At 65.9% G+C, this 19,866-nt stretch carries 22 protein-coding genes; 13 read left to right on the top strand and 9 right to left on the bottom strand.

What is annotated here, in order from left to right:
- Positions 1-1,407: a coniferyl aldehyde dehydrogenase gene (locus AX681_RS10400; RefSeq protein ID WP_197421774.1), complete on the top strand. Its 1,407-nt coding sequence runs from the start codon at positions 1-3 to the stop codon at positions 1,405-1,407.
- Here AX681_RS10400 and AX681_RS10395 read toward each other — a convergent pair.
- The 4 genes from AX681_RS10395 to AX681_RS10380 all read right to left on the bottom strand — a co-directional run bounded on the left by AX681_RS10395 (position 1,404) and on the right by AX681_RS10380 (position 5,958).
- Positions 1,404-2,096 (bottom strand): glutamine amidotransferase, encoded by a 693-nt coding sequence (locus AX681_RS10395; RefSeq protein WP_066655610.1) that lies wholly within the window; start codon positions 2,094-2,096, stop codon positions 1,404-1,406. The genes AX681_RS10400 and AX681_RS10395 overlap by 4 nt on opposite strands.
- Before the next feature lie 3 nt (positions 2,097-2,099).
- Positions 2,100-3,503 (bottom strand): NAD(P)H-dependent flavin oxidoreductase, encoded by a 1,404-nt coding sequence (locus AX681_RS10390; protein ID WP_066655740.1) that lies wholly within the window; start codon positions 3,501-3,503, stop codon positions 2,100-2,102.
- A 61-nt stretch (positions 3,504-3,564) separates the two neighbouring features.
- A complete protein-coding gene (locus AX681_RS10385; RefSeq protein WP_066655607.1) occupies positions 3,565-4,695 on the bottom strand; it encodes a glycosyltransferase in 1,131 nt (376 codons plus the stop codon).
- A gap of 405 nt (positions 4,696-5,100) precedes the next feature.
- Positions 5,101-5,958 carry an alpha/beta fold hydrolase gene (locus tag AX681_RS10380; RefSeq protein WP_156442519.1) on the bottom strand — a complete coding sequence of 286 codons (858 nt, stop codon included), beginning with the start codon at positions 5,956-5,958 and terminating at the stop codon, positions 5,101-5,103.
- Between the two features lie 36 nt (positions 5,959-5,994).
- Between AX681_RS10380 and AX681_RS10375 the strand changes: the two genes are divergently transcribed.
- From AX681_RS10375 to AX681_RS10345, 8 genes are all read left to right on the top strand, one after another.
- Positions 5,995-7,401 (top strand): protein adenylyltransferase SelO family protein, encoded by a 1,407-nt coding sequence (locus tag AX681_RS10375; RefSeq protein WP_066655602.1) that lies wholly within the window; start codon positions 5,995-5,997, stop codon positions 7,399-7,401.
- A gap of 65 nt (positions 7,402-7,466) precedes the next feature.
- Positions 7,467-8,882: a succinylglutamate-semialdehyde dehydrogenase gene (gene astD, locus AX681_RS10370; protein ID WP_066655600.1), complete on the top strand. Its 1,416-nt coding sequence runs from the start codon at positions 7,467-7,469 to the stop codon at positions 8,880-8,882.
- 92 nt (positions 8,883-8,974) lie between these two features.
- Positions 8,975-9,148, top strand: a complete 174-nt coding sequence (locus AX681_RS21950; RefSeq protein WP_156442509.1) for a hypothetical protein — start codon at positions 8,975-8,977, stop codon at positions 9,146-9,148.
- A gap of 66 nt (positions 9,149-9,214) precedes the next feature.
- A complete protein-coding gene (gene cobA / locus AX681_RS10365; RefSeq protein ID WP_066655598.1) occupies positions 9,215-10,000 on the top strand; it encodes a uroporphyrinogen-III C-methyltransferase in 786 nt (261 codons plus the stop codon).
- The gene (locus tag AX681_RS10360) at positions 9,997-10,293 is read left to right on the top strand and encodes a DUF2849 domain-containing protein (RefSeq protein ID WP_066655596.1); all 297 of its coding nucleotides are present in this window, start codon (positions 9,997-9,999) and stop codon (positions 10,291-10,293) included. Before cobA ends, AX681_RS10360 begins: the two co-directional genes overlap by 4 nt.
- 93 nt (positions 10,294-10,386) lie before the next feature.
- Positions 10,387-12,018: a nitrite/sulfite reductase gene (locus AX681_RS10355; protein ID WP_066655593.1), complete on the top strand. Its 1,632-nt coding sequence runs from the start codon at positions 10,387-10,389 to the stop codon at positions 12,016-12,018.
- Positions 12,011-12,436 carry a DUF934 domain-containing protein gene (locus AX681_RS10350; protein WP_066655592.1) on the top strand — a complete coding sequence of 142 codons (426 nt, stop codon included), beginning with the start codon at positions 12,011-12,013 and terminating at the stop codon, positions 12,434-12,436. Before AX681_RS10355 ends, AX681_RS10350 begins: the two co-directional genes overlap by 8 nt.
- Positions 12,429-13,199: a phosphoadenylyl-sulfate reductase gene (locus AX681_RS10345; protein ID WP_066655591.1), complete on the top strand. Its 771-nt coding sequence runs from the start codon at positions 12,429-12,431 to the stop codon at positions 13,197-13,199. Before AX681_RS10350 ends, AX681_RS10345 begins: the two co-directional genes overlap by 8 nt.
- 131 nt (positions 13,200-13,330) lie before the next feature.
- Here AX681_RS10345 and AX681_RS10340 read toward each other — a convergent pair whose 3' ends face one another.
- On the bottom strand, positions 13,331-14,845 hold the full coding sequence (locus AX681_RS10340) for a replicative DNA helicase (protein WP_082737767.1): 1,515 nt from the start codon (positions 14,843-14,845) through the stop codon (positions 13,331-13,333).
- A 96-nt stretch (positions 14,846-14,941) separates the two neighbouring features.
- Between AX681_RS10340 and AX681_RS10335 the strand changes: the two genes are divergently transcribed.
- From AX681_RS10335 to dcd, 4 genes are read left to right on the top strand one after another with little or no spacing between them, the layout of a single operon-like run.
- The gene (locus AX681_RS10335) at positions 14,942-15,424 is read left to right on the top strand and encodes a UPF0262 family protein (RefSeq protein WP_066655590.1); all 483 of its coding nucleotides are present in this window, start codon (positions 14,942-14,944) and stop codon (positions 15,422-15,424) included.
- Entirely contained in the window at positions 15,421-16,095 is a 675-nt protein-coding gene (locus AX681_RS10330; RefSeq protein ID WP_066655589.1) for a GH25 family lysozyme, read from the top strand. Before AX681_RS10335 ends, AX681_RS10330 begins: the two co-directional genes overlap by 4 nt.
- A complete protein-coding gene (locus tag AX681_RS10325) occupies positions 16,092-16,541 on the top strand; it encodes a cytidine deaminase (RefSeq protein ID WP_066655588.1) in 450 nt (149 codons plus the stop codon). Before AX681_RS10330 ends, AX681_RS10325 begins: the two co-directional genes overlap by 4 nt.
- 38 nt (positions 16,542-16,579) lie before the next feature.
- Positions 16,580-17,134, top strand: coding sequence for a dCTP deaminase (gene dcd / locus AX681_RS10320; protein ID WP_066655586.1), 555 nt, complete (start codon positions 16,580-16,582; stop codon positions 17,132-17,134).
- A gap of 193 nt (positions 17,135-17,327) precedes the next feature.
- Here the strand turns inward: dcd and AX681_RS10315 are convergent, their stop codons facing one another.
- From AX681_RS10315 to AX681_RS10300, 4 genes are all read right to left on the bottom strand, one after another.
- Complete coding sequence (locus AX681_RS10315; RefSeq protein WP_231733617.1) at positions 17,328-17,690, bottom strand: tetratricopeptide repeat protein; 363 nt, start codon at positions 17,688-17,690, stop codon at positions 17,328-17,330.
- Positions 17,691-17,858: 168 nt separating this feature from the next.
- On the bottom strand, positions 17,859-18,287 hold the full coding sequence (locus AX681_RS10310; RefSeq protein WP_066655584.1) for an ExbD/TolR family protein: 429 nt from the start codon (positions 18,285-18,287) through the stop codon (positions 17,859-17,861).
- 24 nt (positions 18,288-18,311) lie between these two features.
- The gene (locus tag AX681_RS10305) at positions 18,312-18,785 is read right to left on the bottom strand and encodes an ExbD/TolR family protein (protein ID WP_066655583.1); all 474 of its coding nucleotides are present in this window, start codon (positions 18,783-18,785) and stop codon (positions 18,312-18,314) included.
- 103 nt (positions 18,786-18,888) lie between these two features.
- Positions 18,889-19,653 carry a MotA/TolQ/ExbB proton channel family protein gene (locus AX681_RS10300; protein ID WP_066655580.1) on the bottom strand — a complete coding sequence of 255 codons (765 nt, stop codon included), beginning with the start codon at positions 19,651-19,653 and terminating at the stop codon, positions 18,889-18,891.
- Positions 19,654-19,866: the final 213 nt, after the last annotated feature.

Raw genomic sequence — 19,866 nt, 5'->3', positions numbered from 1 at the left:
ATGCGCGAGATTCTGTATGCCCAGCGGGCAGCGTTCATGGCGGAGCTGCCGGTCGGGCTGGATGTGCGCAAGGACCGCCTCAAGCGCGCTGCGGCGATGATCCGCGACAATGCCGCCCGCTTCTGCAACGCGCTGAGCGAGGATTTCGGCCATCGCAGCCGCCAGCAATCGATGATCACCGACATCGCGGCTTCGGTCTCCCCGCTCGACCATGCGCGCAAGTCGCTCGACCGCTGGGCGCGGCGCGAGAAGAAGCCGGTGATGTTCCCGCTCGGCCTGCTCGGTGCAAAGGCGTGGGTCGAATATCAGCCCAAGGGCGTGGTCGGGATCATCTCGCCGTGGAATTTCCCGGTCAATCTGGTGATGAGCCCGCTCGCCGGCGTGTTCGCCGCCGGTAACCGCGCGATGGTCAAGACGAGCGAATTTACCCCGGTCACTGCCGCTTTGTTCGAGGAACTGGCGCCCACATACTTCGACCCGACCGAACTGGCGTTCGTCAGCGGCGGGCCGGAGGTCGGCAAGGCGTTCGCGTCCCTGCCCTTCGACCATCTGCTGTTTACCGGCGCGACGGGTGTTGGCCGCCACATCCTCCACGCCGCCGCGGATAATCTGACGCCGGTGACGCTGGAGTTGGGCGGCAAGTCGCCCGCGATCCTGGGGCGTTCGGCCAATCTGGCGCAGGCGAGCGAGCGGGTGGCGATGGGCAAGATGCTCAACGCCGGGCAGATCTGCATCGCGCCCGACTATCTGATGGTCGCGGCGGAGCAGGAGGCGGCGGCGGTCGACGGCATCGTCGCGGCAGCGTCGGCGATGTACCCGACCTTGCTGTCCAACCCCGACTATACGTCGGTCGTCAACGACCGGCACTATGCCCGCCTGACCGCCGCCATTGCCGATGCGCGCGACAAGGGGGCGGAGGTGATCGAGGTCAACCCGGCGAACGAAGATTTCGCCGCGTCCAACAGCCGCAAGCTGCCGCTGCATATCGTGCGCAACCCGACCGACGACATGATCGTGATGCAGGAAGAGATTTTCGGACCGATCCTGCCGGTGCGGAAGTATGACAGCATCGACGGGGCGATTGCCGAGGTGAATCGGCGCGATCGTCCGCTGGCGCTTTATTATTTCGGGACGGACGAGGACGAGCGACGCCGGGTGCTCGACCGGACGATCTCCGGCGGCGTCAGCCTGGACGACACGATCTTCCATGTCTCGATGGAGGAGCTGCCGTTCGGCGGGATCGGGCCGTCGGGCATGGGCGCCTATCATGGCGAGCCGGGCTTCCGCACCTTCAGCCATGCCAAGTCGGTGTTCAAACAGTCGAAGCTCGATGTCGCCAAGCTCGGCGGGCTCAAGCCGCCTTACGGCAAGAATACCGACAGCGCGATCAAGCGGCAGATCGGCTAAAGCCCGGCGAGCCACTCGCTGAGCATCGCCCGCCCCGCGGCAGCGGCTGCGGGGCCGAGTCGATCATGCTGGTCGCGCAGCTCGGCGATGGTCAGTCCGGCTTGCGCCACATACTCGTCCGATCCGTTGAGCCACTCTGCGAACTGCGCATCGTCCCCGATTTCGGGATGAAACTGCAGCGCCAGAAGCTGCGTGCCGCAGCGGAACGCCTGGTTGCGATAGGCCGCGGTCGACGCGAGCAATTCGGTGCCATCGGGCAGGTCGAACGTATCGCCATGCCAGTGCATCACCGGCACGCCATCCAGATGGTGGAGCGGCGATCCTGTCCCGGCGTCGTTCAGGTCGACCGGGGCGAAGCCGACTTCCTTGACCGGCCCGGCGAACACCTGCGCCCCCAGCGCCGCAGCGATCAGCTGCGCGCCGAGACACACGCCGAGCGTCGGCTTGTTCGCGGCGAGGCGGTCCGCGAGCCGGTCGACCTCACCCTTGATCCACGGATGGGCGTCGCGCTCGTAGACGCCCATCGGCCCGCCCATCACCACCAGCAAGTCCGGCGCCACGAAATCCAGCGAGGCAAAAGCCGGGCCATCGACATCCACTGTGTCGATGGCATAGCCCGCCGCAGCAATTGGTGCCGCAAACCCGGCCAGCCCTTCATAGGGCTTGTGCCGGATGACGAGCGCCCGCACAGCTCAGTCGCCGGTCAGGATGCGATCGACCAGCTGCTTCACCGTCGGCACGAAGCCGTTGGAATAGAAGGGGTCGCGCTTGAAGTTGTAGGCGGCGTGACCGGCGAACATCAGATTCTGGTCGGTCGGGCCGCCATGCGCGATGTCCTGCAGCGTCTTCTGGATGCAGAAGCTGCGCGGGTCGGCGAGGCGGCCGGTCGAGTTGGTTTCGCTGTCCGCCCAGCTCGAGAAGCTGCACTGGCTGAGGCAGCCCATGCAATCGGCCTGATCCTTGCGGATCGCCTGCTTTTCGACCGGGTCGACGAAGATCAGCGTGTTGTCCGGCGTCTTGAGCGCATCGGTAAAGCCCAGGCCAACCCATTCGCGCGCGCGCAGCAGGTCGTTGCGGGTGACCCAGAAATTCCGGCCCTTCACCCCGGCGTCAAGCTGGAAGGTGTGGTCGCCCGCCTGCTCGGTTGAATAGGGGATCTGGCGTTCCGAGCGCGCTTCGAGATTGCGCAGGAACGGGTTGCGGACGGCCGAGGAATAGAAGCCGGTCGGGGAGAAGCGGTGGAGGAGCACGTCGCCCTCCTCGATCTCCATCAGCTTGGCCTTCCACCCTTCGGGGATCGGGCTTTCCTGCGTCAGCAGCGGACGGGTGCCGAACTGGAAGGCGATGGCGCCGAGTTCGGGATTGTCGATCCAGTCGGACCAGTCCCGCAGATACCAGACGCCGCCGGCCATCACGATCGGCACATCGTCCGAAATGCCGCCTTCGCGCATCACGTCGCGCAGTTCCTTGACGCGCGGATAGGGATTTTGCGGGGCGCGCGGGTCTTCGGCGTTGGACAGGCCGTTATGCCCGCCAGCAAGCCAGGGATCCTCATACACCACCGCCGCCAGCCATTCGCTCGCCTTGGAATAGGCGCGCTTCCACAGCGCGCGGAAGGCGCGGCCGGAGCTGACGATGGGGAGATAGTTGACGCCGTAGGAGGCGGTGATCTCCGACAGCTTGTAGGGCATGCCAGCACCACAGGTGACGCCGGCGACCATGCCGCGGGTCCGCTCCAGCACGCCGTGCAGGATGCGCTGGGCGCCGCCCATTTCCCACAGCACGTTGATGTTGATCGCGCCCTTGCCGCCCGAGATTTCGAACGCGCGCTTAACCTGCTGCACCGCGCCTTCGATCGCGTAGGCGATCAGCTCTTCATGGCGTTCGCGGCGGGTCAGCGCCTTGTAGATCTGGGGGATGATCTTGCCATCGGCGTCATAGCTGTCGGCGTTGACCGCGCTGACCGTGCCGATGCCGCCGGCTGCGGCCCAGGCCCCTGCCGAAGCGTGGTTGGTCGCCGCGACACCCTTGCCGCCCTCTATCAGCGGCCAGACTTCATGGCCGTTATAGACGATCGGCTTCAAACCCTTGAACAACGACATCCTCCAGAAAATTTCGCGCGACCCTAGCCGCGATCCTTGATTTTGGCGAGGGGAATCACCCCAGCGCGCCGGGGCGACCTACCGCTTCTGAATAGAGCTTTGCATAGGACGCGATCATCGCCTGTTCGTCGAACAACGCACGGGCGCGCAGCTGGTTCGCCTTGCCCACCGTCCGCCGCGCATCGGGATGGGCGGCGAGCACCTCGATCCGGTCGCGCAGATGGACGGGGTTCCAGTCCTTGCTGATCGTCGAGACATTGTCGGGGTGGACCATCTTGGCGACGTCGCCGACCGGGGTCGATGCGATCGGAAGGCCCGCCGCCATCGCCTCCATCACCGCGATCGGCTGTTGCTCGCTCTTCGACGACAGCGCGAAGATGTCGAACAGGCCCATGTACTTGTGCGGATCGGGCAGGAAGCCGGCGAGCAGCACCTGTTTTTCCATGCCCATGTTGGCGATCGTATCCTCGATCGCTTCGCGGTCCGGGCCTTCGCCGACGATCACCAGCTGCGCCTTGGTCTTCATGCCGCCGACCGCGCGGACCAGCATCGGGATATCCTTGACCGGCCGCAGCCCGGCGAGCGTGCCGACCACGACATGACCGGGCAGGCGCTTGAAGCCGGGGATCGCCTTGGGATCGGGCTTGCGGCCATAGGCGGCGACGTCGATGCCGTTCGAGATGCGGTGGAGGCGCGCCTTGGGCTGCTTCCAGATATGGTAGGCTATGCTCTCCAGCTGGTGCGACGGGACGACCAGGCCATGCGCCGCGGTGAGCGCGATGCGGCGATACATGTTGCGGACGCGGTTGAGGCGGAGCGCCTCGTCCGAGTTGAAGCCGTCTTCGTGGTGGATCACCGGGGGCATGTTCTTGCCGAACACCCGCCGCGCCATCACCCCATCGATCGCGCCCCAATTGTAGGTGAGGACGAGATCGAAGCGCGCCATGAACTTGGCAATCGCCTCATAGCGAGCCACTGAGGGCTTGCCGGTCAGCGGCGGCGGGTTCTGCGCGATCTCGTAGCGAATACCCTTCGCAATCGCGTCGCGGGCACCATAGGCCCCCTCGACCCCGGAGACGATGACATGCTTCGCCCGGTCGCCGAATGCGTTCATCAGGCGGACGGCGCGGGCTTCCTTGCCGCCCAGGTCGAAGCTGGAGTGGAGGTGCAGGATGTTGAGCATCATCGGCGCTTTGCAGTCCTGATTTCCCGGGCGGTGTCAACCGGGGTGTCCGACGAAGCTGACGTAAATGCGGGGGTTTTGGGGTGACGCGACTGCGACGGGACTGCGACGCGACGGGTTTTGGACTGGGGCGCGACAGGTGGGCGACGGTTGCGCGACGCGCGCGCGACAAGATGACAACAGTGGCAGGCCCGGAACGCGACACCTGCGCGACTGCCAAGCGACGGGCGCGCGACCGTGTCAGGCGGGGTGATTTGCGGGAGGGGGAGTAGGATGCTGCTCACCCCAAGGGTAGATCAGAATAAATCCAACATTGGAAGGGATTTGGCTGCCTTCTTAGCCCTCTCCCGCTAGCGGGAGAGGGTTGGGTGAGGGTCTGCTTAATCCTCCCCCTGGCGGGGGAGGATTTTAAGTCACCCGCGCCAGCAACCGGTCGATTGCGGCTTCCGCATCGGGTTCGGTCAGGGTTGGGGTGTGGCCGGTGTCGGGGATGGTCACCAATTCGCTGCCTGCGACCTGGGCGTGCATGCGATCCGCCACGGCGGCGGGGAGGATGTCGGAGGTGCCGCCGCGGACGATCAGCAAGGGTTTGTCCTTCAATCCCTCAAACGCGCGCCACATGTCGGGGCCGGCTTCGTTGCCGGGGACGCGGAAGGGTTCGGCGATCTTCATGTCATAGTCGAGCACGATCCGGCCCGCGCTGGTCAGGCGGTGCGTGCGCTTGGCCATGTCGAGCCACTCGGTGATGCCCCAATTGGGGTACACATGCGCATTCGCCTCCGCCACCGCGCGGGCGGCATGCATCCAGGTCGGGTGCCAGCTCGGCTTGCCGACATAGCCGCGGATGCGCCCGAGGCCCGCCGGATCGATCTCCGGCCCGACATCGTTGAGCACCGCGCCCGCGATCCGCTCGGGGTGAGTCGAGGCCATCAGCATGGTCAGGATTCCGCCCAGTGAGGTGCCGACCGCGACGAACCGGTCGAGTTTCAGCTGTGCGACGAGCGCCTCCAGATCCTGAAGATAGGTGAGCGGGACATAGCTCATCGGATCCTTGGCATAGCCGCTCTCGCCGCGCCCGCGCAGTTCGACCGCGATCACGCGCCATTCGCCCGCCAGCCGCTCGGCCAGCTTTTCATAATCGCGCGCGTTGCGGGTCAAGCCGGGGATGCAGACCAAGGGCGGGCGGTCGGCGCGGCCGGGATAGTCGCGATAATGCAGCCGCAGTCCGTCGCCGGACCACCAATAGCCATCGGAATATTTGGGCAGGTTGCGCGCGGTCGCCATCGCCCCCCATATCGCCGCATGGCAGATTTCCCGCAAGCGCCCGAATACACCCCCGATCCTGCCGTGCTGAAGCTGGGCGATTCATTCTACGATCCGGTGGAAGCGGCAAACTTTCCGCAGACCATCCTGCGCTTCCGCAACGATCGTGCGGCGGCGGAGGTGGGGCTGGACGCGCTGTCCGACGATCAGTGGCTGAACCATTTCGGGCGGTTCGCACCGTTGTCGGGCAATTTACCCCGGCCGCTGGCGATGCGGTATCATGGCCACCAGTTCCGGGTGTACAATCCCGAGCTGGGCGACGGGCGCGGGTTCACCTTTGCCCAGATGCGGCGCGCGGCGGACGGCGCGCTGATGGAGCTGGGTACCAAGGGTTCGGGCCAGACGCCGTGGAGCCGGTTCGGCGACGGGCGGCTGACGCTGAAGGGCGGCGTGCGCGAGGTGCTGGCGACCGAGATGCTGCAGGCGCTGGGGGTGAACACCTCGCGCAGCTTCTCGCTGATCGAAACGGGCGAGGCGCTGGAGCGCAATGACGAGCCCTCCCCCACTCGCTCCGCCGTGCTGGTGCGGATGAGCCATGGGCAGATCCGCATCGGGACGTTCCAGCGGCTCGCCTATCATGGCGATGCCGAGACTATGCGGCGGCTGGTCGACTGGTGCCTGGCCGAATTGTTCGGCGTGGCGGCGGACGCGGATCCGGTCGCGCAGCTGCTGGGGCTTGCGGTCGATCGCACCGCGCGGCTGGCGGCGAGCTATATGGTCGCCGGGTTCGTGCATGGGGTGCTGAACACCGACAATATCAATGTGACGGGCGAGAGCTTCGATTACGGGCCGTGGCGGTTCGCGGCGACATTCGATCCGGGCTTTACCGCCGCCTATTTCGACCATGCGGGGCTGTATGCCTTTGGCCGCCAGCCCGACGCGATCCTGTGGGATGTCGCGCAGCTGGCGGTATCGCTGCGGATCCTCAGCGAGGCGCCGCCATTGATCGCGCAGCTGGAGCGGTTCGAGGCGCAGTTTCGCGCCGCCTATGCCCCGTTGTTGCAGCGGCGGCTGGGGATCGTTGCGCCGGACGGAGCGGACGCGACCGAGCTGGGCTGGACGCTCAAGGACGCGGTCGAGCGGGCGCTGATGGCGACCGGGGAGTCGATCGACCGGTTCTTCTTCGATGGCTTTGGCGGCACCCTGCCCGAGCGCTATGGCGGGCAGTGGGATGCGGTGCGCGCGGCACTGAAGCCCTATGCGCCGGTTCCGGGCGGGCAGGACCATCCCTATTTCGCGGGCGCTCCCTGTGCGATGCTGATCGACGAAGTCGAGGAAATCTGGGCCGCGATCGACCGTGACGACGATTGGGGGCCGTTTCACGCCAAAGTGGCGGCGATTCGCGCGATGGGCGCGGCGCTGTATGCCGGCGAACGTCACGGGTGAGGTGGCATCACGCTTAATAGCTGCTAGAGAACAGCCCATCTTCAGGGCCACAGACAGAAAGACCAATGCCCGGTACGGAAATCATTTCGACCGAACCCGCCACCGGCGCCGTCCTTTGGCGCCGCATGAGCGGCGATGTCGATGGAGAGGTAGCCAAGGCCCGCGCGAGCTGGGCCGAATGGGCCGCGCGTCCGCTTGCCTTTCGCATCGAGGCGCTGCGCCGCTTCGCCAATGTCGTGCGGCAGAAGAGCGACGCCTTTACCGACCTGATCGCGCGCGAGACCGGCAAGCCGCTCTGGGAGGCGCGGACCGAGGTCGAGACGGTGATCGCCAAGGTCGATATCTCGATCGCTGCCTTTTCCGAGCGCACCGGACAGCGGCGGATCGATGCGGCGATGAACACGCGGCTCGCGCTGCGGCACAAGCCGCATGGCGTGCTGGCGGTGCTGGGGCCGTACAACTTCCCGGCGCATCTGCCCAACGGCCATATCGTCCCGGCGCTGCTGGCGGGCAATGCGGTGGTGTTCAAGCCGTCGGAAAAGACCCCGGCGACCGGCGCGTTCCTGGTCGAATGCTTCCATGCGGCCGGGGTGCCCGAGGGGTGTATCCGCCTGCTGATCGGCGGGCCCGACGAGGGCAAGGCGCTGGCCAGCCATGACGGCATTGACGGGCTGTTGTTCACCGGCTCGGCCCGTACCGGCATCGCGCTCAACCGCGCCTTTGCGAGCAAGCCCGAGAAGATCCTGGCGCTGGAGATGGGCGGCAACAACCCGATCCTGGTGTGGGACACGCCCGACATTTACTCCGCCGCGGTGCTGGTGGTGCAGTCGGCGTTCACCAGCGCGGGGCAGCGCTGCACCGCCGCGCGCCGCCTGATCGTCGACGAGAAATTGTTCGATCCGCTGGTGGGTGAGGTCAACCGGTTGATCGGGCGGCTGATCATCGGCGAGCCGCATGCCGACCCGGCGCCGTTCATGGGACCGGTGATCGACAATGACACCGCCGATTTGCTGACCGAAAGCTTCCTCGAGCTGACCTTCATGGGCGGCAAGCCGCTGCGGCATATGGAGCGACCGATCGAGGGTCGGCCGTTCGTCACCCCGGCGATGATCGACATGACCGGGGCGAAGGAAAAGCCCGATGTCGAGCTGTTCGGCCCGATTCTGCAGGTTATCCGGGTCAAGACGTTCGAAGAGGCGATCGCCGAGGCGAACAACACCCGTTACGGCCTGTCGGCGAGCTTGGTGAGCCAGGACCCCCAGCTGTACGATCAGTTCTGGGCCAATATCCGCGCGGGGATCGTCAACTGGAACAAGCCGACCAACGGCGCCAGTTCGTCGGCACCGTTCGGCGGCATCGGCTGGTCGGGCAATCATCGTCCGAGCGCCTTCTACGCCGCCGATTATTGCGCCTATCCGGTGGTGTCGTCGGAAGCGGAACAGGCGCGCGTGTCGATCGGGATCGGGCTGCGCGAGGGCTGAGTCCGGCCCGTTGAGTTGGAAAATCACACATTTTTTTCAGGTGGATGCGACGAGTTGCGGAACAGGCGCAGCGCCGGTGTATTGAGCGCGCCGTGAAACCGATCGTTCTTGACTCACCCGCCCCGCCCCGTGCCCAGCGCCTGGCTCAGGAAGCCCGCAACTGCCTGACCATCGCGGTCGGGCATGGCGATGTCGCGTTCACGGCGGCGCTGATCGACGAGGCGCTGAAGCTCGCCCAACGCGCCCGCGAACTGAGCAAGGCATAGATTCGCTAGTCGGTCCCCAAGCAACCCTCGGTTGTGGCTTCTCCGCCCGGCATCCATTTGGGTGGCATGGTTTCCCTGCTCGATCCCACCGCGCGTGGCCGCGTGATTCTGGTCGGCGCTGGCCCCGGCGATCCGGGCCTGCTGACCGTCCGCGCGGTCGAAGCGCTCAAGTCCGCCGATGTGCTGGTCCATGACGGGCTGGTCGATCCACGCGCGCTCGACCTCGCTCCGCACGCGCACCGCATCTGCGTCGCCAAGAAGCGCTCCAAGCACACCGTGCCACAGGATGGCATCAACGCCCTGATCATCGCGCATGTGAAGACCGGCGCGATCGTCGTGCGGCTGAAGGGCGGCGACCCGTTCATCTTTGGCCGGGGCGGCGAAGAGGTCGAGGCGGTGCGTGCCGCCGGCCTGCCGGTCGAGGTCATTCCGGGCGTCAGCGCGGCGCTGGGCGGCGCGGCCGAGGCGATGCTGCCGCTGACGCATCGCGACTGGTCGAGCGCGGTCAGCTTTGTCGCTGGCCAGTGCAAGGGGCTGAAGGATCAGGACTGGTCCGGCCTTGCGGGCAAGGGCCGCACGTTGGTCATCTATATGGGCGTCGCGACCTGCCCCGACATTGCGGAGAAGCTGATGGGCGATGGCGTCGCCCCGGACATGCCGGTCGCGGTGCTGGAGCGCGCGACGCTGCCGGGCAGCCGCGCGATCCGCACCCTGCTCGCCGATCTTGGCCCGATGGTCGAGCGTGAGAAGGTGCAAAGCCCGGCGATCATTGTGGTCGGCGAAGTGGTCGCGCTGTCGGATGCGCAGGACAAGCTCGCCAGCTGGGCGAAAGCGGCGGAGGCGCTGGCATGAAATTACTGACCGGAAATGATCTGGCGACCGGCGACGTGACCTGGTGGACCGGCAGCGGCTGGTCGCGCCATGTCGAGGATGCGGCGGACGTGGCCGATCAGGGCGAGGCGATCGCGCAGGCCGAGGAAGGCGCGCGCCGCGTCAACGGCCCCTATGTCATCGACGCGACCGCGACGCCCGACGGCCCCCGCCCGGCGCATATCAAGGACCGCATCCGCGCGCTCGGCCCGACCGTGCGCCCGGACCTGACGCTCAAACCCGCCGATCCCAATGCCGGCAGCTGGGTGATATGAGTTGCCATCGTCGCCCCGGCGCAGGCCGGGGCCGCCATGTTTCGCGCCACCACGGAGCGGCCCCGGCCTTCGCCGGGGCGACGGAGTAATCCGATGTACAAATATGACGAATATGACCACTCGATCGTCGCAGCGCGCGTCGAGGAGTTTCGCGATCAGGTGAACCGCCGCCTTGCGGGGCAGATCACCGAGGACCAGTTCAAGCCGCTCCGGTTGATGAACGGCCTGTATCTGCAGCTGCACGCCTATATGCTGCGCGTCGCGGTACCCTATGGCACGCTGGACAGCCGCCAGATGCGGATGCTGGCGCATATCGCGCGCAAATACGACCGCGATTACGGCCATTTCACCACGCGCCAGAACATCCAGTATAACTGGATCAAGCTGGAGGACGCGCCCGACATCCTTGCCGAGCTGGCGACGGTCGAGATGCATGCGATTCAGACCAGCGGCAATTGCATCCGCAACATCAGCAGCGACCAATGGGCCGGGGCGGCGGCGGACGAGCTGACCGACCCGCGCCCCTGGGCCGAATTGCTGCGCCAGTGGAGCACCTTCCACCCCGAATTCAGCTATCTGCCGCGCAAGTTCAAGATCGCGGTGATCGCGGCGGATGAGGATCGCGCGGCGATGCGGCTGCACGATATCGGCATCCAGATCGTCGAGCGCGACGGCGTGCATGGCGCGGCGGTCTATGTCGGCGGCGGCATGGGGCGCACCCCGATGATTGCGCCACTGATCAAGGACTTCGTGCCGCTCGAAGACCTGCTGAGTTATATCGAGGCGTGCCTGCGCGTGTACAATCGCTATGGCCGCCGCGACAATATGTACAAGGCGCGGATCAAGATCCTGGTCCATGAGATCGGCGCCGACAGCTATCGCGCACAGGTCGAGGACGAGTTCGTCGCGGTCAAGAAGCTGGGGATCGACCCGCCCAAGGCCGAGTTCGACCGGATCGCGGCGCACTTCGCCGACCCGGCGTTCGAGAGCGGCCAGAGCGACGATCTCGACCGCAGCGATCCCGACTTCGCGGTCTGGCTCGACAGACAAGTCGCCGCGCACAAGGCGCCGGGCTATGCGATCGTCAACATCAGCCTGAAGCCGGTCGGCGGCATTCCCGGCGACGCGTCATCGGCGCAGATCGACGCGATGGCGGACCTGGCCGAGCGCTACAGCTTTGACGAGCTGCGCGTCACCCATGCGCAGAACATCGTGCTGCCGCATGTCCGCAAGGCGGACCTGTATGCGGTGTGGCAACGCCTTGTCGAAGCCGAGCTGGCCGATGCCAATCTCGACCTGATCAGCGACATCATCGCCTGCCCCGGCCTCGATTATTGCAGCCTTGCCAACGCCCGGTCGATTCCGGTGGCGCAGAAGATCGCGACGCGCTTTTCGGATCTCGGGCGGCAGCGCGAGCTGGGCGAATTGAAGCTGAAGATCAGCGGCTGCATCAACGCCTGCGGCCACCATCATGCCGGGCATATCGGCATCCTGGGCGTCGACAAGAAGGGCGTCGAAAACTACCAGCTCTCGCTCGGGGGATCGGGGGCGGAGGACGTGTCGCTCGGCCAGATCACCGGCCCGGGCTTCAGCGAGGATGGCGTGGTCGACGCGGTCGAACGCGCGACCGACGTCTATCTGCGCGAGCGCGCGGAGGGCGAACGCTTCCTCGATACCTATCGCCGCATCGGCATGGCCCCGTTCAAGGAGGCGATCTATGGTTGATGCACTCCGCTTCCGCGACGACGCGGCGCATGACGAACCCGCTGTCACGCTCGACGCGTTCCTCGGCCAGTCCAACGCCACTGCCGTCCGGCTCGAATCGAGCGACGATGCGCGCGCGTTGATCCCGCATCTGGATCGGCTATCGCTGGTCGAGGTGAGCTTTCCCAAGTTCCGCGACGGGCGCGGCTACTCCGCGGGCCGTATCCTGCGCGAGGCGGGCTATACCGGCGAATTGCGCGCGCAGGGCGATGTGCTGGTCGACCAGATCCCGCTGATGCGCCGCTGCGGCTTTGACAGTTTTGCGCCCGAAGCTCCGGTCGACGAAGCGGTGCTCGCGGCGAGCCTGGCGCGCTATGACGCGGTCTATCAGAGCGCGGCGGACGGGGCAGTGCCCGTCTGGAAACGGCGGCATGGCTGACGTGGCTGCCCGCAAGATCGACCGGATCGACCTGACGCCACGCTTTGGTGAGCGCGATGCGATCCGGCTGAACAACCTGTTCCGCGGCGTGCCGACGGAGGAGATGCTGCGCACCGTATTGACCGAAGCGATGGTCGGCGATGTCGCTCTGGTCTCGTCGTTCGGCGCGGAGAGCGCGGCGCTGTTGCATCTGGTGGCGTCGATCGATCCGTCGGTCCCGGTGCTGTTCCTCGATACGGGCAAGCATTTCCCCGAGACGCTCGCCTATCGTGACACGCTGGCCGAACGGCTGGGGCTGACCGGGCTACGCGTGCTGACGCCCGACCCCGAACTGCTGGCGAAGAAGGACGGCAGCGGGTTGCGCTGGTCGTACGATCCCGATGGCTGCTGCGAGATCCGTAAGATACTCCCGCTCGACGCGGCGATGGCGGGCTTCGACGCGAGCATCACGGGGCGCAAGGCGTTTCAGGCAAGCACGCGCAACGCCCTTCCCCGGTTCGAGGTGGACAGCGCGGGCAAGCTGAAGGTCAATCCCCTCGCCGACTGGACCAAGGCGGATATCGAAGCCTATTTTGCGACCCACGACCTGCCGCGCCATCCGCTGGAGGCGCAGGGATACCTGTCGATCGGCTGCGCGCCGTGCACCAGCAAGGTGAAGCCCGGCGAAGACCCGCGATCGGGGCGCTGGGCTGGCTGGGACAAGACCGAGTGCGGGATCCACACGCCGGTGGCGGATGGCGACCCGGATCTGCCGGTGTTTTGAAGCAATCGAGCCGACAATAAACTCCCCTCCCGCTTGCGGGAGGGGCCGGGGCAGGGCCGGTCAGCTCAGGCTGCACTCCGGGAGGACCGCCCCTCCCCTAGCCCCTCCCGCGAGCGGGAGGGGGACTTGGGTTACTCGTACGGCTCGGCGACCATGTTGCCGGCGTAATCGCTGAAGCGCGTGAAGCTCGATTCGAAGCTCAGCAGCACCTTGCCGGTCGCGCCGTGGCGCTGCTTGGCGATGATCAGTTCGGCGAGGCCGAAGACGCGCTCCATTTCGAGCGCCCATTTGGCGTGATCCTCGAACGTCTTGGGATCGTCGCCTTCGCGCGGGCGCTTGGGTTCGCGGGCGGCGACGTAATAATCCTCGCGGAACACGAACCAGACCATGTCGGCGTCCTGCTCGATCGAGCCCGATTCGCGCAGGTCCGACAGCATCGGGCGCTTGTCCTCACGGCTCTCGACCGCGCGGCTCAGCTGCGACAGGGCGATCACGGGGACGTTGATGTCCTTTGCCAGCGTCTTCAAGCCGCGGCTGATTTCCGAGATTTCCTGGACGCGGTTGCCGTCGCGATTGTTGCCGCTGCCCTGGAGCAGCTGGAGATAGTCGACGATGACGAGGCCGAGTTCGCCGTCATGCTTGGACTGGAGGCGGCGCACGCGGCTGTGCAGCGCGCTGATCGTCAGGCCGGCGGTGTCGTCGATATAGAGCGGGAGCTGTTCGAGGTCCGCGGCGGCCTGCGCCAGCTGGGCGAACTCCGCCTTGCTGATATTGCCCATGCGCAGCGCTTCGGACGCGATGCGCGAGCTTTCCGACAGGATACGCAGCGCGAGCTGATCCGCCGACATTTCGAGGCTGAAGAACGCGACCTTGGCGCCGATCGATTCCTTGGGGCTGATGCCGAGGCGGATATCGTCCATCATCCGCCGCGCGGCGTTGTAGGCGATGTTGGTGGCGAGCGAGGTCTTGCCCATGCCGGGGCGGCCGGCAAGGATGATGAGATCGCTGTGGTGCAGACCGCCGATGCGGCCATTGACCGAATCGAATCCGGTGGTGACGCCCGCGACGCCGCCGCCTGCGCTCTGGGCGCGCTTGGCGTTTTCGAGCGCGATCTTGGTCGCTTCGTTGAACGACTTGACGGTGTTGGCGGTGCCGCCATCGGCGGCGACCTTGAACAATGCCTCTTCGGCGCGGTCGATCTGTTCGCGCGGGTTGACGTCCTCGCTGGTGTCGAGCGCCTTTTCCACCATGTTGCGGCCGACCGTCACCAGCTCCCGCAGCAGGGCGAGGTCGTAGATCTGGCGCGCGAATTGCCGCGCGCCGATCAGGCCTGCGCCCGATCCGGTGAGCTGGGCGAGGTAGCCGGGGCCGCCCAGCTGGGCCATCCCCTCGTCCTTTTCGAACAGGGGCTTGAGCGTCACCGGGGTCGCCAGCATGTCCTGTTTGCGCAGCGTTTTGATCGCGCGGAAGATGCGCCCGTGAACGGGCTCGAAGAAATGCTGGTCCTGCAGCACTTCGACGATGTCGTCGGCCAGGCGGTTGTCGATCATCATCGCGCCGAGCAACGCCGCCTCCGCCTCCACATTCTGGGGCAGGCGCGGGGCGGCATCCGCCGGGGCGGGGGTGAGCGTTGCGATCGTAGCCATCCATCCCCTTTCCCACTCCCGCCGCGATCGCTCAACCCGCCACGGCCTGTTTATCCTGTGGACGAAACCGGGTCGCGCCCCGTAAGTGGCGGGACCATGGCCGACCCGCGGATCATCGACGTCACGCTGGACGAGCGCACGATCCTGTGGCGCTCGGCGGATATCGAGCAGGAACGGCGCATCGCGATCTTCGATCTGATCGAGGAGAACAGCTTCGCACCGCAGCGTGCCTATCCCGATGGCTATGCCGGGCCGTACCGCATCGCGCTGTCGGTGCCGGAGGGGCGGCTGCAGCTCGACATCAAGCGCGCGGATGACAGCGCGCTGGAGACGCTGATCCTGAGCCTCGCCGCATTCCGCCGCCCGATCCGCGACTATTTCGCGATCTGTGACAGTTACTTCCAGGCGATCCGCAGCGCGACTCCGGCGCAGATCGAGACGATCGACATGGCGCGGCGCGGCATCCATGACGATGCGGCGCGGCTGTTGATGGAGCGGCTCGACGGCAAGATCGCGGTCGATCACGCCACCGCGCGACGGCTGTTCACCCTGATCTGCGTGCTGCACATCAAGGCATGAAGACGCTGCGCATCTCCGCCGGGATCATCCTCGCGCTGGCGCTGGTCGGCGTGTGCGCATGGATGTGGGCGATCGCCTGGGCACCCGCGCGCAGCGATTATGCGCAGCAGGGCATCGACGTGTCGGACGAGGCGGGGAAGATCGACTGGTTCACCGCGCGCAGCAGCAATCTCGACTTCGCCTACGCTCGCGCGACCGTGGGCGCCGATGTGCGCGACGCGCTGTTCGCGGAAAACTGGGCGGGGATTTACGAGGCGGGGATCCGGCGCGGGGCGCTGCACGCCTTTTCGCTGTGCCAGCTGGCGAGCGACCAGGCGGGCAATTTCACCGCGACGGTGCCGCGCGACGCCGATGCGCTGCCGGTCGCAATCGACCTGTCGTTCCGCGACGACTGCCCCGCCCGGCCCGAGCGCGATGTGCTGCTGGTCGAGCTGCGCCAGCTCGCCGCGACGATCGAGACGCATAGCGGCAAGCCGGTGATCCTGCGCATCAGCCCGGACTTCGAGGCGCAGTATCAGGTGAGCGGCGCGATCGACCGGCCGCTGTGGAGCACCGGCATGTTCTTTCCGCCGGCCTATTCGGCCCGCCCGTGGCGGCTGTGGCAGGCCAGCACAATTCGCCGCATCGAAGGGGCCGAGCGCCCCGTAAACTGGAACGTGATCGCCCCATGAGTGACATCGACGCCCCCGCCCTGATCGCCGCCGCGCGGGAGGCCGCGCGCAACGCGCACGCGCCCTATTCGAACTTTGCGGTCGGCGCGGCGCTGCTGATGACCGATGGCAGCATCGTCACCGGCTGCAACTTCGAGAATGCGAGCTACGGCCTGTCGCTGTGCGCCGAGACGGTGGCGACGGCGCGCGCGAATGCCGAAGGACGGCTGCGCGATGTCGTCGCGGTCGGGATCATCGGGGGCATGATGACCGACGGGGTGGCGCATGGGAGTGACCCGATCCGCCCGTGCGGCCGGTGCCGCCAAGTGCTGAACGAGGCGGCGCAGTTGGGCGGGCGCGACCTCGCCGTGTTCTGCGCCGGGGCCGAGGGTGAGGCGTATGAGACGCATCGGCTGAGCGCGTTGTTGCCGCACGCCTTCGGGCCGGGGGATTTGGGGATCGGATGAGCTTGCCGCTGCGCCGCTTGCTCGCCTAGACCAACCGTATGAGCATCCTCTCCGACATCTGGATTCGCGAACAGGCACAGAAGCACGGCATGATCGAGCCGTTTGTCGAGGCGCAGCGGCGGGAGGGGTGTATCTCCTATGGTCTGTCCTCCTATGGCTATGACGCGCGGGTGGCGGACGAGTTCAAGATCTTTACCAATATCGACAGCGCGGTGGTGGATCCGAAGGATTTCGCGGCGACCAGCTTCGTCGATCGCCAGACCGATGTCTGCATCATCCCGCCCAACAGCTTCGCGCTGGCGCGCACGGTCGAGTATTTCCGGGTGCCGCGCGACGTGCTGGTGATCTGCCTGGGTAAATCGACCTACGCGCGGTGCGGGATCATCGTGAATGTGACCCCGCTGGAGCCCGAATGGGAGGGGCATGTCACGCTGGAGTTTTCGAACACCACGCCGCTGCCCGCGAAAATCTATGCCAATGAGGGCGCGTGCCAGTTCCTGTTCCTCAAGGGGAACGAGCCGTGCGAGACCAGCTATGCCGACCGCGCCGGGAAGTATATGGGCCAGCGCGGCGTGACGCTGCCGCGGCTGTAAGGGGTTGCTGGCAGCGATTACGCCCCCCTCACGGAACGGGAGGGGCCGCGGGAGGGGGCGCGTCTGCGCGCTTCAAGGACTTTCACCCGCTGGAAAGAAGCGACGGGCGGGGCATCGAGCCCCGCCCACCGCTGCACCTTCCGCTAGCCCCTCCCTTTCAGGGAGGGGAATGAACTGAAATTGCGGTGCGCCGTTACCGACCGGCCATCTGCCCTGCATCGAGCAGGCGGATGCCGCGTTGCGCGACGGTGTGCGAGGCGGCGACCTGACCGTCGGCGACATCCATCGTCACCGGCTTGAGCGCGAGGACGCGGTGATAGAGCGCGCGCGCCTCTGCCACCCGGCCGGTGCGGGCATAGACGGCGGCAAGGTTGAGCATCACTTCGGGGCGGGCGGGAAAGATACGCTGTTCGGCGATCAGCTGACGCTCGGCCAGATCATAATCGCCCGCTGCGATCGCGAGATGCGCGTTGGGTTGTTCAACGGACTGGGCCTGCACCGCCGGAGCCATCGCCAGCGGCGCAGCCAAGACAATCGACGCGAGGATCTTCTGCATTGCACTCTCTCCAATATTACATTTCGATGACACAAAGGTGTCACTAATGTTTCATTGGAGCAAATGCGTTGATTGCAATCGTTAGCGCGGGTGCCAGCCACTTGATCGCGCAACAAAAAAGGGCGACCCGAAGGCCGCCCTTTGATGTTCGTCCAGTCGCGGAAGCGATCAGAACTCGTTGCGGTACTGCTCATTGCCGACGAAGCCGAGCTTCGTGACCGCCGACCGCTTGATCACGGCCAGGACCTCGTCAACGCGCTCGTAGCGCGCCTGGGGGTTGGGCTGGAAGTGAAGCTCCGGCTCCGGCGTGATCTGAACGCTCTGGTCGAGATACTGGCGCAGCGTCACCAGATCGATCTCGCTGCCGTTCCAATAGACGCGGCCGTCGGGCTCGATCGTGACCTTGTTCTTCTGCGGCTCGACCGGGTTCTGCGGCGGCTGATCCGTGTTCTGCGGAAGGTCGACCTTCACCGCGTGCGACTGAGGCGGGATCGTGACGATCAGCATGATGAGGAGCACGAGCATGACGTCGATCAACGGCGTCGTGTTCATCTCCATCATCGGCTCGCCATCTGACTTACCGGCGCTCATTCCCATGACGTGTACTCCTGACTTTCGGGCTTACTGGGTGGCCAGCTGCGGCTGCGAGATGAAGCCGACTTTAACGAAGCCCGCATTCTGCATCGTGTAGACCACGCCACCGATGCACTTGTACGGCGCGTTGGCGTCGCCGCGGATATGCACTTCGGGGATATCGTCCGGCTTGAGATTGTCCTTGCCGATCCGGTCAACCACAGCCTGCAGATTGTCGCTGGCGCGCTTGAGCAGTTCAGTGCTGGTGATCGGCGTCATCTGCCAAAACACCTGACAATTGCCATTGGCATCGCCGCGCACCGCGAGCAGCACGTTCTCCGGCTTGGTTTCGGTCGGTTCGAACTGCACCTTGGGCAGTTCCAGCTCGACCGACTGAATCGCGACGGGAATCGCGATCAGGAAGATGATGAGCAGAACCAGCATGACGTCCACGAGGGGCGTCGTGTTGATGTCCGACATCGGTTTTTCTTCGGCGCCATCGCCGCCTACACTCATCGCCATTGGCGCAATCCTATCTTTCGCATCCTGTCCCCGGACCCAGATGGTCCGGCGGGTGACCGTGCGGCGCGGCTGCCCGCCACCGCACGGTCAATCAGTCGAAGCTTCAGGCCTTGGCGGTGGTGGTGACCGGCGGCGCCTTCGGCGCAGCCTTCGCACCCTTCACGGCCGGACGGACGCGGCCGTCCGATGCCAGGTTGCCAAGCACGTCGTTCGAGAACGCACCGAGCTGTTCGGCAATCGCCTTGTTGCGGGCCTGCAGCCAGTTGTAGGCAAGCACCGCCGGAACCGCCACGACCAGGCCGAGCGCGGTCATGATCAGTGCTTCACCGACCGGGCCGGCGACGGTGCCGATCGACGCGTCACCCGCCGCACCGATCTTGATCAGCGCGCGGAAGATGCCGACGACGGTACCGAACAGACCGATGAACGGCGCGGTCGAACCGACGGTCGCGAGGAAGGCGAGACCGCTGCTGAGCTGCGAGTTGATCGCGTCTTCCGAACGCTTGAGCGAGCCATGCAGCCAGTCATGCGCTTCGATCGGATCGGTCAGTTCCTTGTACTGGTCCTGCGCGAGCAGAGCGTCATCGACGATCTGACGATAGGCCGAATTCTTTTCGAGCTTCGCAGCGCCTTCGCGCAGGCTGCCAGCCTGCCAGAAGGTGGCGCGGACGCGCTTATACTGGTTCAGCACCTTCTGCTGCTCGAACACCTTAGTGAACAGGATGTAGAGCGAGAAGAAGAGCATGACGGTCAGGATGGTCGCGGTGCCCCATGCGATCACGCCGCCTTCGTTCATGGCGTGCAGAATGTCGAAGTTCGTGGCGGGGGCCGGTGCAGCGGCGGCTCCGGCGAGGATGGTGGTGAACATGTGCGGTTCTTTCCCTATGAAATAACGAGTGTGATGTCGGTATCCGGATCAGGCGTGCGGAACACGCCCGCCCATCAGTCTTCGAGCTGCCACCGGAAGCGCAGCGTCTTGGTTCCGCCGGCGACCGGGCTCCCGGCCGCGTCGAGCGCGGGCGAGTAGCGACCACGACGGGTCACCAGGCTGCACGTCGCAGCGTCGAGCGCGGAGGAACCC

The organism is Sphingomonas sp. CCH9-E2 (assembly GCF_001557215.1).
Taxonomy (GTDB): domain Bacteria; phylum Pseudomonadota; class Alphaproteobacteria; order Sphingomonadales; family Sphingomonadaceae; genus Sphingomonas.
This window is presented reverse-complemented; position numbering and strand designations above follow the sequence as displayed.

Excerpts from the sequence above, each read along its gene's own strand:
- AX681_RS10310 (WP_066655584.1), bottom strand. The coding sequence starts at position 18,287 with ATGGGAATGAGCGCCGGTAAGTCAGATGGCGAGCCGATGATGGAGATG.
- AX681_RS10305 (WP_066655583.1), bottom strand. The coding sequence starts at position 18,785 with ATGGCGATGAGTGTAGGCGGCGATGGCGCCGAAGAAAAACCGATGTCG.
- AX681_RS10350 (WP_066655592.1), top strand. The coding sequence starts at position 12,011 with ATGGTTGATGCACTCCGCTTCCGCGACGACGCGGCGCATGACGAACCC.
- dcd (WP_066655586.1), top strand. The coding sequence starts at position 16,580 with ATGAGCATCCTCTCCGACATCTGGATTCGCGAACAGGCACAGAAGCAC.
- AX681_RS10330 (WP_066655589.1), top strand. The coding sequence starts at position 15,421 with ATGAAGACGCTGCGCATCTCCGCCGGGATCATCCTCGCGCTGGCGCTG.
- AX681_RS10375 (WP_066655602.1), top strand. The coding sequence starts at position 5,995 with ATGGCAGATTTCCCGCAAGCGCCCGAATACACCCCCGATCCTGCCGTG.
- AX681_RS10325 (WP_066655588.1), top strand. The coding sequence starts at position 16,092 with ATGAGTGACATCGACGCCCCCGCCCTGATCGCCGCCGCGCGGGAGGCC.
- AX681_RS10400 (WP_197421774.1), top strand. The coding sequence starts at position 1 with ATGCGCGAGATTCTGTATGCCCAGCGGGCAGCGTTCATGGCGGAGCTG.
- AX681_RS10345 (WP_066655591.1), top strand. The coding sequence starts at position 12,429 with ATGGCTGACGTGGCTGCCCGCAAGATCGACCGGATCGACCTGACGCCA.
- AX681_RS10315 (WP_231733617.1), bottom strand. The coding sequence starts at position 17,690 with ATGCAGAAGATCCTCGCGTCGATTGTCTTGGCTGCGCCGCTGGCGATG.
- AX681_RS10355 (WP_066655593.1), top strand. The coding sequence starts at position 10,387 with ATGTACAAATATGACGAATATGACCACTCGATCGTCGCAGCGCGCGTC.
- AX681_RS10340 (WP_082737767.1), bottom strand. The coding sequence starts at position 14,845 with ATGGCTACGATCGCAACGCTCACCCCCGCCCCGGCGGATGCCGCCCCG.
- AX681_RS10300 (WP_066655580.1), bottom strand. The coding sequence starts at position 19,653 with ATGTTCACCACCATCCTCGCCGGAGCCGCCGCTGCACCGGCCCCCGCC.
- AX681_RS10335 (WP_066655590.1), top strand. The coding sequence starts at position 14,942 with ATGGCCGACCCGCGGATCATCGACGTCACGCTGGACGAGCGCACGATC.
- cobA (WP_066655598.1), top strand. The coding sequence starts at position 9,215 with ATGGTTTCCCTGCTCGATCCCACCGCGCGTGGCCGCGTGATTCTGGTC.
- astD (WP_066655600.1), top strand. The coding sequence starts at position 7,467 with ATGCCCGGTACGGAAATCATTTCGACCGAACCCGCCACCGGCGCCGTC.
- AX681_RS10385 (WP_066655607.1), bottom strand. The coding sequence starts at position 4,695 with ATGATGCTCAACATCCTGCACCTCCACTCCAGCTTCGACCTGGGCGGC.
- AX681_RS10360 (WP_066655596.1), top strand. The coding sequence starts at position 9,997 with ATGAAATTACTGACCGGAAATGATCTGGCGACCGGCGACGTGACCTGG.